Origin of the sequence: Escherichia marmotae (assembly GCF_002900365.1) — a bacterium.
GTDB lineage: Bacteria > Pseudomonadota > Gammaproteobacteria > Enterobacterales > Enterobacteriaceae > Escherichia > Escherichia marmotae.
Genome location: NZ_CP025979.1, coordinates 4,159,162 through 4,171,617, shown reverse-complemented (window position 1 = coordinate 4,171,617; position 12,456 = coordinate 4,159,162). Strand labels below are relative to the sequence as shown.

At 49.5% G+C, this 12,456-nt stretch carries 9 protein-coding genes; 8 read left to right on the top strand and 1 reads right to left on the bottom strand.

Annotation, left to right across the window (positions count from 1 at the left end; genetic code table 11):
• Positions 1-361: 361 nt before the first annotated feature.
• The 3 genes from xdhA to xdhC are packed head-to-tail and all read left to right on the top strand — an operon-like array spanning position 362 to position 4,024.
• The gene (gene xdhA, locus C1192_RS21295; protein WP_038355423.1) at positions 362-2,659 is read left to right on the top strand and encodes a xanthine dehydrogenase molybdenum-binding subunit XdhA; all 2,298 of its coding nucleotides are present in this window, start codon (positions 362-364) and stop codon (positions 2,657-2,659) included.
• A gap of 10 nt (positions 2,660-2,669) precedes the next feature.
• Entirely contained in the window at positions 2,670-3,548 is an 879-nt protein-coding gene (xdhB, locus tag C1192_RS21290; RefSeq protein ID WP_016249155.1) for a xanthine dehydrogenase FAD-binding subunit XdhB, read from the top strand.
• A complete protein-coding gene (gene xdhC, locus C1192_RS21285) occupies positions 3,545-4,024 on the top strand; it encodes a xanthine dehydrogenase iron sulfur-binding subunit XdhC (RefSeq protein WP_038355424.1) in 480 nt (159 codons plus the stop codon). Before xdhB ends, xdhC begins: the two co-directional genes overlap by 4 nt.
• Before the next feature lie 39 nt (positions 4,025-4,063).
• On the opposite strand, the gene C1192_RS21280 is transcribed toward xdhC, so the two are convergent.
• Positions 4,064-5,842: a sigma-54 interaction domain-containing protein gene (locus C1192_RS21280; RefSeq protein WP_038355425.1), complete on the bottom strand. Its 1,779-nt coding sequence runs from the start codon at positions 5,840-5,842 to the stop codon at positions 4,064-4,066.
• Positions 5,843-6,320: 478 nt separating this feature from the next.
• Here C1192_RS21280 and ygeW point away from each other — a divergent pair, with 478 nt between their 5' ends.
• The 5 genes from ygeW to arcC are packed head-to-tail and all read left to right on the top strand — an operon-like array spanning position 6,321 to position 12,450.
• Entirely contained in the window at positions 6,321-7,508 is a 1,188-nt protein-coding gene (ygeW, locus tag C1192_RS21275) for a knotted carbamoyltransferase YgeW (protein WP_001360948.1), read from the top strand.
• A 57-nt stretch (positions 7,509-7,565) separates the two neighbouring features.
• Positions 7,566-8,762 (top strand): diaminopropionate ammonia-lyase, encoded by a 1,197-nt coding sequence (gene dpaL, locus C1192_RS21270; RefSeq protein ID WP_103194817.1) that lies wholly within the window; start codon positions 7,566-7,568, stop codon positions 8,760-8,762.
• 58 nt (positions 8,763-8,820) lie between these two features.
• Positions 8,821-10,032: a YgeY family selenium metabolism-linked hydrolase gene (locus tag C1192_RS21265; RefSeq protein ID WP_038355427.1), complete on the top strand. Its 1,212-nt coding sequence runs from the start codon at positions 8,821-8,823 to the stop codon at positions 10,030-10,032.
• 52 nt (positions 10,033-10,084) lie between these two features.
• Positions 10,085-11,470, top strand: coding sequence for a D-phenylhydantoinase (gene hyuA / locus C1192_RS21260; RefSeq protein WP_016262500.1), 1,386 nt, complete (start codon positions 10,085-10,087; stop codon positions 11,468-11,470).
• A gap of 47 nt (positions 11,471-11,517) precedes the next feature.
• On the top strand, positions 11,518-12,450 hold the full coding sequence (gene arcC / locus C1192_RS21255) for a carbamate kinase (protein WP_038355428.1): 933 nt from the start codon (positions 11,518-11,520) through the stop codon (positions 12,448-12,450).
• The last annotated feature ends 6 nt before the right edge of the window (positions 12,451-12,456 follow it).

Sequence of the window (12,456 nt, the reverse complement as noted above, 5' to 3'; positions counted from 1 at the left end):
GCTATATCATAGCAGTCACTTGTCAGATACCCAATCCATTGCTCGGAAAATGGATGTACAAATCAAGAATTGTTAATGAATCTATTAGGATAGGATAACCACCATTAGTACATCATAACGAAAAAGAAAGCATCCTGACTGCCTCCTAATATTCATTTATCACAATGATTTTTATCACACTCATATTGATACACAGCACTCTCTTGCTTTGCTGATAAAAACCACATCATCCCTGGCGTTTTATTAACAACATCACACTTCCCCCCTCCCCTCATGCTTATAGTCGTTTCTGGCGTAATTCTTGCCTTCAAAGACTAAATCATTGCCATAAGAACCAAATGTTCAAATCAAGGGGATTTCTATGGAAGCGCGGGAAGCAACCGCTACAGGTGAATCATGTATGCGCGTAGATGCCATTGCTAAGGTTACCGGGCGGGCACGATATACTGACGATTATGTTATGGCGGGCATGTGTTACGCGAAATATGTACGTAGTCCTATCGCACATGGTTATGCCGTAAGTATTAATGATGAACAAGCCAGAAGTCTGCCTGGCGTACTGGCTATTTTTACCTGGGAAGATGTACCGGATATCCCATTCGCCACGGCAGGGCATGCCTGGACACTTGACGAAAATAAACGCGATACCGCCGATCGCGCACTGTTAACTCGCCATGTTCGCCATCATGGTGATGCCGTTGCCATCGTCGTGGCCCGAGATGAACTCACAGCAGAAAAAGCAGCGCAATTAGTCAGTATTGAGTGGCAAGAATTACCCGTTATCACCACACCAGAAGCGGCACTTGCAGAAGACGCCGCTAAAATTCACAGCCGCGGTAATTTGCTTAAGCAAAGCACGATGTCTACGGGCAATGTCCAGCAAACAATCGATGCCGCCGATTACCGGGTGCAGGGACACTATCAGACCCCCGTCATTCAACATTGCCACATGGAAAGTGTGACATCGCTGGCGTGGATGGAGGATGACGCGCGAATTACCATCGTCTCCAGTACGCAGATCCCGCACATTGTTCGCCGCGTTGTCGGTCAGGCGTTGGATATTCCCTGGTCATGCGTGCGGGTAATCAAACCGTTTGTCGGTGGAGGTTTTGGTAATAAACAAGATGTGCTGGAGGAGCCAATGGCGGCATTCCTGACCAGCAAGCTCGGCGGTATTCCGGTGAAAGTTTCCCTTAGTCGTGAAGAGTGTTTCCTGGCGACCCGTACCCGCCACGCTTTTACCATTGACGGGAAAATGGGGGTTAACCACGATGGTACGCTGAAAGGCTATAGTCTGGATGTTCTGTCCAACACGGGTGCTTATGCCTCTCACGGCCATTCCATTGCTTCCGCAGGTGGTAACAAAGTGGCGTATCTTTATCCTCGTTGCGCCTACGCTTACAGCTCAAAGACCTGCTATACCAATCTACCCTCGGCTGGCGCAATGCGTGGTTATGGCGCACCGCAAGTCGTTTTTGCCGTCGAATCAATGCTGGATGACGCCGCTACCGCGTTAGATCTTGACCCGGTAGAAATTCGTTTACGTAATGCCGCCCGTGAAGGCGATGCAAATCCACTCACTGGAAAACGCATTTACAGTGCCGGATTACCTGAGTGTCTGGAAAAAGGGCGGGAAATCTTTGAATGGGAAAAACGACGTGCAGAGTGCCAGAACCTGCAAGGCAATTTGCGCCGCGGCGTTGGCGTTGCCTGTTTTAGCTACACCTCTAACACCTGGCCTGTTGGTGTAGAAATCGCGGGCGCACGCTTGTTGATGAATCAGGATGGAACTATCAACGTGCAAAGCGGCGCTACGGAAATCGGTCAGGGTGCCGACACTGTGTTCTCGCAAATGGTGGCTGAAACCGTGGGGGTTCCGGTCAGCGATGTCCGCGTGATTTCGACACAAGATACCGATATTACGCCATTCGATCCAGGTGCGTTTGCTTCACGCCAGAGCTATGTTGCCGCGCCTGCGTTACGCAGTGCTGCATTGCTATTGAAAGAGAAAATCATCGCTCATGCCGCTGTAATGCTACATCAGTCAGCGATGAATCTGACACTGATAAAAGGCCATATCGCGCTGGTTAAAAGGCCGGAAGAGCCATTGCTGTCGTTAAAAGATCTGGCGATGGATGCTTTTTATCATCCTGAGCGCGGCGGGCAACTTTCTGCTGAAAGCTCGATCAAAACCACCACTAACCCACCGGCATTTGGCTGTACTTTTGTTGATCTGACGGTTGATATTGCGCTGTGTAAAGTGACCATCAATCGCATCCTCAACGTCCATGATTCGGGCCATATTCTTAACCCGCTGCTGGCTGAAGGTCAGGTTCACGGCGGAATGGGAATGGGCATTGGCTGGGCGTTATTTGAAGAGATGATTATCGATGCGAAAAGTGGTGTGGTACGTAACCCCAATCTGCTGGATTACAAAATGCCGACCATGCCGGATCTGCCACAACTGGAAAGCGCGTTTGTCGAAATCAATGAACCACAATCCGCATACGGACATAAGTCACTGGGTGAGCCGCCAATAATTCCTGTCGCCGCTGCGATTCGTAACGCGGTGAAAATGGCTACCGGTGTTGCAATCAATACCCTGCCGCTGACGCCAAAACGGTTATACGAAGAGTTCCATCTGGCAGGATTGATTTGAGGATAACATCATGTTTGATTTTGCATCTTACCATCGCGCAACCACCCTTGCCGATGCCATCAACCTGCTGACTCACAATCCGCAGGCCAAACTGCTCGCCGGTGGCACTGACGTGCTGATTCAGCTCCACCATCACAATGACCGTTACCGTCATATTGTTGATATCCACAATCTGGCAGATCTTCGGGGGATTACGCTGGCGGAAGATGGCGCGCTACGAATCGGTTCCGCGACAACCTTTACCCAGTTAATTGAAAATCTATTAACCCAGCGTCATCTCCCGGCGTTATGTGCTGCGGCTTCGTCAATTGCCGGGCCGCAGATCCGTAACGTCGCGACCTACGGTGGAAATATTTGCAACGGTGCCACCAGCGCAGACTCAGCCACGCCAACACTGATATATGACGCGAAGTTGGAGATCCACTCCCCGCGCGGTGTTCGCTTCGTCCCGATTAACGGCTTTCATACCGGGCCGGGCAAGGTTTCCCTTGAGCATGATGAAATCCTTGTCGCATTTCATTTCCCACCGCAGCCGAAAGAACATGCAGGTAGCGCGCATTTTAAATATGCCATGCGCGACGCGATGGATATTTCAACCATCGGTTGCGCTGCTCATTGCCGCCTGGACAACGGCAATTTCAGTGAATTACGCCTGGCATTTGGTGTTGCCGCACCAACGCCGATTCGCTGCCAACATGCTGAACAGGCTGCACAAAACGCGCCATTAACTCAGCAAACGCTGGAAGCTATTAGCGAATCAGTCCTACAGGATGTCGCCCCGCGTTCTTCCTGGCGTGCAAGTAAAGAGTTTCGTCTGCATCTCATCCAGACGATGACCAAAAAAGTCATTAGCGAAGCCGTCGCCGCGGCGGGGGGAACATTGCAATGAATCACAGCAAAAGTATTACCATTGAATGTGTCATTAACGGTATGCCTTTTCAGCTTCACGCCGCACCAGGAATGCCACTTTCGGAGATGCTCCGCGAACAAGGACTGCTTAGTGTCAAGCAAGGTTGCTGCGTTGGCGAATGCGGTGCCTGTACAGTACTGGTTGACGGAACGGCAACCGACAGTTGTTTATACCTGGCCGCATGGGCTGAAGGAAAAGAGATCCGCACGCTGGAAGGCGAAGCAAAAGGTGGCAAACTTTCTCATGTTCAACAGGCTTATGCGAAATCCGGCGCAGTGCAGTGTGGCTTTTGTACGCCAGGGTTGATTATGGCCACCACGGCAATGCTGGCGAAACCACGAGAGAAACCATTAACCATTACGGAGATTCGTCGTGGCCTGGCGGGAAATCTCTGTCGCTGCACCGGTTATCAGATGATTGTGAATACAGTACTGGACTGCGAAGAAACGAAGTAAAACGAAATCCGGCCTGAATTCAGGCCGGATTTACCGTGGTTACACGCTTAACAACTCATATTTTTTAATCTTACGATAGAGGGTAGCAATGCCGATACCCAGTTCATCAGCGACTTGCTTCTTGCTGTTATGACGTGAAAGCGCCTCGCGTATCATCTGTTTTTCCATCTCCTCCAGCGCCGTGCCGCCAGTATCATCAAGTGCCAAATGTGCCTCGCAAGCTTCTGGCATCTCACTTTGCTCCATCGCACCGTTATTTACCAGATTGGGTGGCAAAAGCGTGCTGTCAATGACTTCACCAGAAGGAACAACGTTGACCAGATATTCCATCAGATTGCTTAACTCTCGCAGGTTCCCTGGCCAATAATGCTTACGCAGTAACTCCACAACATCGGGAGCAATACCTGGGTAAACCGATCCCAAACGACGGGTATGTAGATGTAAAAAGTAATGCACCAGCAGTTCAATATCTTCCTGACGTTCACGCAGCGGTGGCAAAGTTAAAGGAATGACATTGAGTCGGTAGAAGAGATCTTCGCGAAATTTACCTTCGGCAATGAACTGGGCTAAATTCTGGTTGGTTGCAGAAATGATGCGGATGTCGACCTGTATTGGACTACTGGCACCAATCGGCAGGATTTCACGCGCCTCAATAGCTCGCAGTAATTTAGCCTGCAACATCAATGGCATATCGCCAATTTCATCAAGAAACAACGTGCCTGTATTCGCCGCCTGAATCAACCCTATTTTGCCGTTGGCTGAAGCGCCAGTAAATGCGCCTTTAACATAACCGAATAGCTCACTCTCCAGAAGCTGCTCCGGAATCGCCGCACAGTTGATAGCAATAAATGGTTTGTTCCGCCGTCCACTCAGCTTATGGATTGCGCGAGCCACCACTTCTTTCCCGGTGCCACTTTCACCAACGACCATAACACTGGATGGGCTAGGCGCAATGCGGCTAATGAGTCGTTTTAATTGCCGCATAACCCGGCATTCGCCAACTAATTGTTCAATATGCGGTTCATCAGAGGCATTCGCCACGGAAAAACTGGTATGAGATTGGTGAAATGCCATTAAAAATAACTGTCGGCCCTGTATGTTATGCAACTGACCAATTATCAATTCACTTTTATCATCCCACGAAACGATATGCTGCATATGGCCATGAGTAAAATTACTCTCAAATGTTAATGGCCTGAAACGAACAGGTTTCCCAACCATATTATTTTGAGCAACACCGAGAGTTTTTAATGCAGTCTGGTTAACAAACTGAACACGATTGTCTTCATCAATAACTAATACTCCCTGATCCATATTATCAATCATGGTAGCGAATATTTTACTTATATTATCTCCTGGCCCCTGATCTTCCAGAAGCTTTGAAACAAAAATAGTCGATATATGGCGAACGTAATCTGAAAATTCGCGTAAATTATCACTGATATGTTCTTGTTGCTCATGAGTAACAGCAATCAAACTTATTACCCCGACACAGCGTTCCTGTAGAATAACAGGCGTGCCCAGAAATGCCTTTTCACGACAACTCTCTTTACTGTCGCAACCTTCACAAAGGGGATCGAAGCGAGATTGTGTCACAACCTTTTCGGTTTTGGTTTCGAGGACATAGCGGAGCAAGCGCGAGTTGCCACTCAACTGGCGACCAAGAAATTTCCCATATGCGCCAGTTCCAGCGACGCGGCACAAGTTTTCATCAACGATCTCAACCTCAAGCTGCAAAACGCTGGCTAGCATTCTGGCAAAACGCTGAATTGTTGGTTGAATTCGCATCAATACTGACTGCGTAGAAACAAGCTCCATAGCTTTACCTTCCAGAATCACTTAAAAGTCGATCATTGAAGACGTTGATGGTTCACAGGTCATGACGATATTAACTCAGACAAATATAGCTTTGCTAAAAACATAGGATTTTTATCATTTTCTAATGAAATTATGGAAGTGATATCACATTTCTATATCAATATGAGAATTACGGGAGTGCATTTATCAAACTGACGACGATTTACCTGCCTCTTTATCTTATTTCTGATGCTTAGCAGCAAATAAATAACTGCATAAAAAAAGCCAATCGTTTCCGTATATTTTGATGTTCCATAGCACATCAATAATTTGTGATCAAACCCACACATTATTCGTTAAATTAGCATTTCATAACCATGCAGATAATTCTGGCATGTTTATTGTTAGTTTCTGGTATAGCTATGAAAACACCAATCACATTGGCATGTCACAGTGAAATAAAGCACTTTGCCTGTCATTCCACTATCGGGACTTTATGATGAAAACTGTTAATGAGCTGATTAAGGATATCAATTCGCTGACCTCTCACCTTCACGAGAAAGATTTTTTGTTAACGTGGGAACAGACGCCAGATGAACTGAAACAAGTACTGGACGTTGCCGCAGCGTTAAAAGCACTGCGTGCTGAAAACATCTCGACCAAAGTCTTTAATAGTGGATTAGGTATTTCCGTATTCCGCGACAACTCTACCCGCACCCGTTTTTCTTATGCTTCCGCGCTTAATCTGCTCGGCCTGGCGCAGCAAGATCTTGATGAAGGTAAATCACAAATTGCGCACGGCGAAACCGTTCGTGAAACGGCCAATATGATCTCCTTCTGTGCCGATGCTATCGGTATTCGTGACGATATGTATCTGGGGGCAGGCAACGCCTATATGCGTGAAGTGGGAGCCGCGCTTGACGACGGCTACAAACAGGGCGTACTGCCGCAGCGTCCGGCTTTAGTTAACCTGCAATGCGATATCGACCACCCGACTCAGTCTATGGCCGACCTGGCATGGTTACGTGAACACTTTGGTTCACTGGAAAACCTGAAAGGTAAAAAAATCGCCATGACCTGGGCGTATTCCCCAAGCTACGGTAAACCGCTCTCTGTACCGCAAGGCATTATCGGCCTGATGACTCGCTTCGGTATGGATGTCACCCTGGCTCATCCGGAAGGCTATGACCTGATTCCGGATGTCGTTGAAGTGGCTAAAAACAACGCTAAAGCATCCGGCGGTAGCTTCCGTCAGGTCACCAGCATGGAAGAAGCATTCAAAGACGCAGACATCGTTTATCCGAAGTCATGGGCACCTTATAAAGTGATGGAAGAACGAACTGAACTGCTGCGCGCGAACGATCACGAAGGCTTAAAAGCACTGGAAAAACAGTGCCTGGCACAGAACGCGCAACATAAAGACTGGCATTGCACTGAAGAGATGATGGAACTCACCCGCGACGGTGAAGCCCTGTATATGCACTGTCTGCCAGCCGATATTAGCGGCGTATCCTGCAAAGAAGGTGAGGTCACGGAAGGCGTATTCGAAAAATACCGTATTGCTACCTACAAAGAAGCCAGTTGGAAACCCTATATCATCGCCGCGATGATCCTTTCCCGTAAATATTCCAAACCTGGTGCACTGCTCGAACAACTGCTGAAAGAAGCGCAAGAACGCGTGAAATAACCCCTCGAGCCGATCGGCAGGTCGGCTCTCTATTTCCAGAGGCCAAAAGGATAGGATATGTCCGTTTTCTCATTGAAGGTTGATATCGTCGATAACAAATTTTTCAACGGCGAAACATCACCGCTCTTTTCGCAAAACCAGGCAAAACTGGCGCGCCAGTTTCACCAGAAAATTGCTGGCTATCGCCCAACACCGCTTTGTGCGCTGGACGATCTCGCAACTCTTTTTGGTGTAAAGAAAATTCTCGTTAAGGACGAATCAAAACGCTTCGGTCTGAACGCCTTCAAAATGCTCGGCGGTGCGTACGCTATCGCTCAGTTACTGTGCGAAAAATATCATCTGGATATCGAAACACTGTCATTTGAGCATCTGAAAAATGCCATTGGCGAAAAGATGACCTTCGCCACCACCACCGACGGCAACCACGGGCGCGGTGTTGCCTGGGCTGCTCAACAACTCGGTCAAAACGCGGTGATTTACATGCCGAAAGGTTCTGCTCAGGAGCGTGTAGACGCCATTCTGAACCTCGGCGCCGAGTGCATCGTCACCGACATGAATTATGACGATACCGTCCGCCTGACCATGCAACACGCTCAGCAACACGGCTGGGAAGTCGTACAAGATACCGCCTGGGAAGGCTATACCAAAATCCCAACCTGGATCATGCAGGGCTACGCCACATTAGCGGATGAGGCTGTTGAGCCAATGCGTGAAATGGGCGTTACGCCAACTCACGTCCTGCTGCAGGCTGGCGTCGGCGCAATGGCCGGCGGCGTGCTGGGATATCTGGTGGATGTCTATAGTCCTCAAAATCTGCACAGCATCATTGTTGAACCTGACAAAGCTGACTGTATTTATCGCTCTGGCGTCAAAGGCGACATCGTTAACGTTGGCGGCGATATGGCCACCATCATGGCGGGCCTGGCCTGCGGCGAACCGAATCCGCTGGGTTGGGAAATCTTACGTAACTGTGCCACCCAATTCATCTCCTGCCAGGACAGCGTTGCCGCATTAGGTATGCGCGTGCTGGGTAATCCCTACGGCAACGATCCGCGCATCATCTCCGGTGAATCTGGCGCTGTCGGTTTAGGCGTTCTTGCGGCTGTTCATTATCACCCGCAACGTCAAAGTCTGATGGAAAAACTGGCGCTGAACAAAGATGCCGTGGTGCTGGTTATCAGCACTGAAGGCGACACTGACGTGAAGCACTACCGCGAAGTTGTCTGGGAAGGCAAACACTCTGTAGCACCATAATCACCCTATTGGAAATAGCTCCCCGCCAAACGGGGAGTCAAAAATCTGGAGAAAAATAATGGCTAAGAATATTCCATTCAAACTGATTCTTGAAAAAGCAAAAGATTACCAGGCAGACATGACCCGCTTCCTGCGCGATATGGTTGCGATTCCCAGCGAAAGTTGCGATGAAAAACGCGTAGTGCATCGTATTAAAGAAGAGATGGAAAAAGTAGGTTTCGATAAAGTTGAAATCGACCCTATGGGCAACGTTCTCGGTTATATCGGCCACGGCCCGCGTCTGGTTGCAATGGATGCTCACATCGACACCGTCGGTATTGGCAACATCAAAAACTGGGAATTCGACCCGTACGAAGGTATGGAAACTGATGAACTGATCGGCGGTCGCGGTACTTCTGACCAGGAAGGCGGCATGGCGTCTATGGTTTATGCCGGTAAAATCATCAAAGATCTGGGGCTGGAAGATGAATACACCCTGCTGGTAACGGGGACAGTGCAGGAAGAAGACTGCGACGGTCTGTGCTGGCAGTACATTATTGAACAATCCGGTATTCGTCCGGAATTTGTGGTCAGTACTGAACCGACCGACTGCCAGGTCTACCGTGGTCAACGCGGTCGTATGGAAATCCGTGTTGATGTTCAGGGTGTTAGCTGCCACGGTTCTGCACCAGAACGCGGAGATAACGCCATTTTCAAAATGGGCCCAATTCTTGGCGAATTACAAGAACTGTCCCAACGTCTGGGCTATAACGAATTTCTCGGTAAAGGTACGCTGACCGTTTCCGAAATCTTCTTTACCTCCCCAAGTCGTTGCGCTGTCGCAGACAGTTGCGCAGTTTCTATTGACCGTCGTCTGACCTGGGGCGAAACATGGGAAGGTGCACTGGATGAAATCCGCGCGCTGCCTGCGGTACAGAAAGCCAACGCAGTCGTTTCTATGTACAACTACGACCGTCCGTCCTGGACTGGTCTGGTTTACCCAACCGAATGCTACTTCCCGACCTGGAAAGTAGAAGAAGATCACTTCACCGTTAAAGCGCTGGTGAATGCCTACGAAGGGCTGTTCGGCAAAGCACCGGTCGTTGATAAGTGGACATTCTCAACTAACGGCGTCTCCATCATGGGCCGTCACGGTATTCCGGTTATCGGCTTTGGCCCCGGTAAAGAACCTGAAGCGCACGCGCCAAACGAAAAAACCTGGAAATCTCACCTGGTAACCTGTGCCGCTATGTATGCGGCAATCCCATTAAGCTGGCTGGCAACCGAATAATTATTCATCACTTATTCACCTCCGGTTCGCCGGAGGGTTTCTGGAGTTTGCTATGCGTGTATTGATCAAAAACGGCACTGTTGTTAACGCTGATGGGCAAGCAAAGCAGGATTTGCTGATTGAAAGCGGGATTGTTCGCCAGTTAGGTAACGATATTTCGCCGCAGCTCCCTTATGAAGAAATTGATGCCACTGGCTGTTACGTTTTCCCAGGCGGCGTGGATGTCCATACGCATTTTAATATTGATGTCGGCATTGCGCGCAGTTGTGATGATTTTTTTACCGGCACCCGCGCGGCTGCGTGTGGCGGTACAACAACCATTATTGACCATATGGGATTTGGCCCAAACGGCTGCCGGTTACGCCATCAACTGGAAGTTTATCGTGGTTATGCCGCCCATAAAGCGGTCATCGACTACAGCTTTCACGGTGTTATCCAGCATATCAATCACGCTATCCTCGATGAAATTCCGATGATGGTCGAAGAAGGGCTGACTAGTTTTAAACTCTATTTAACCTATCAATACAAACTCAACGATGACGAAGTGTTACAGGCGTTACGCCGTTTGCATGAGTCCGGCGCGCTAACCACCGTACACCCGGAAAATGATGCTGCTATCGCCAGTAAGCGGGCGGAGTTTATCGCTGCCGGGCTAACCGCGCCGCGCTATCACGCATTGAGTCGACCGCTGGAGTGCGAAGCGGAAGCCATCGCCCGAATGATCAACCTGGCAAAACTTGCCGGTAACGTACCGCTCTATATCGTCCACCTGTCTAACGGCTTAGGCCTGGATTATCTGCGCCTTGCCCGCGCGAACCGCCAGCCTGTCTGGGTTGAAACTTGTCCGCAATATCTTCTGCTCGACGAACGTAGTTATGACGCAGAAGACGGCATGAAATTTATTCTTAGCCCACCGCTACGCAACGTTCGCGAGCAGGACAAGCTGTGGTGCGGCATCAGCGATGGTGCGATTGACGTGGTGGCGACCGATCACTGCACCTTCTCAATGGCCCAGCGCCAGCAGATTTCCAAAGGTGATTTCAGCCGTTGCCCAAATGGCCTTCCCGGTGTGGAGAATCGTATGCAGTTGCTGTTCTCCAGCGGCGTAATGACCGGACGTATCACACCGGAGCGTTTTGTTGAATTAACCAGTGCAATGCCCGCCAGACTGTTTGGCCTGTGGCCACAAAAAGGAACATTAGCGCCCGGTTCAGATGGTGACGTAGTGATTATAGATCCACATCAGAGCCAGCAAATTCAGCATTGCCATCTCCACGACAATGCTGACTACTCGCCCTGGGAGGGCTTTACCTGCCAGGGTGCAATTGTCAGAACCCTATCCCGTGGTGAAACGATTTTCTGTGACGGCACCTTTACAGGCAAAGCCGGACGGGGACGTTTCCTGCGACGCAAACCGTTTGTCCCTCCCGTGTTCTAACCACTGCCAGGGATCTATACACAATCAAGAATGATGAGTGAGGAAAAATGAGTAAGAAAATTGTTCTCGCCCTGGGCGGGAATGCGCTGGGCGATGATCTGGCCGGACAAATGAAAGCGGTAAAAATTACGTCTCAGGCAATTGTTGATTTAATTGCCCAGGGGCATGAAGTTATCGTCACTCATGGTAATGGACCACAGGTGGGCATGATTAACCAGGCATTCGAAGCCGCCGCAAAAACGGAAGCGCATTCGCCTATGCTGCCGATGTCTGTCTGTGTCGCCTTAAGCCAGGGATATATTGGTTACGATCTGCAAAACGCCTTACGGGAAGAACTGCTTTCTCGTGGCATTAATAAACCCGTTGCAACGCTGGTTACCCAAGTTGAAGTCGACGCTAACGATCCGGCATTCCTCAATCCGACCAAACCGATCGGCTCATTCTTTACCGAGCAGGAAGCAGAACAACTGACAAAACAGGGTTACACCCTGAAAGAAGATGCGGGTCGTGGCTATCGTCGTGTCGTCGCTTCGCCAAAACCAGTTGATATTATTGAAAAAGAGACGGTAAAAGCTCTGGTAGATTCCGGCCAGGTCGTAATCACCGTTGGCGGTGGCGGTATTCCGGTGATTCGTGAAGGTAACCATCTGCGCGGTGCCAGCGCGGTTATCGATAAAGACTGGGCCAGCGCCCGTTTAGCAGAAATGATCGATGCCGATATGCTGATCATTCTTACTGCGGTAGAGAAAGTAGCAATTAATTTTGGTAAAGAGAATGAACAGTGGCTCGACCGCCTGTCATTGGCCGATGCAGAACGCTTTATTGATGAGGGGCATTTTGCTAAAGGTTCGATGCTGCCGAAAGTGGAAGCCGCCGCGTCATTTGCCCGCTCTCGCGCAGGCCGCGAAGCGCTGATTACCGTGTTAAGCAAAGCAAAAGAAGGGATTGAAGGTAAAACCGGAACGGTGATTTGCCAGTAAGTTAAA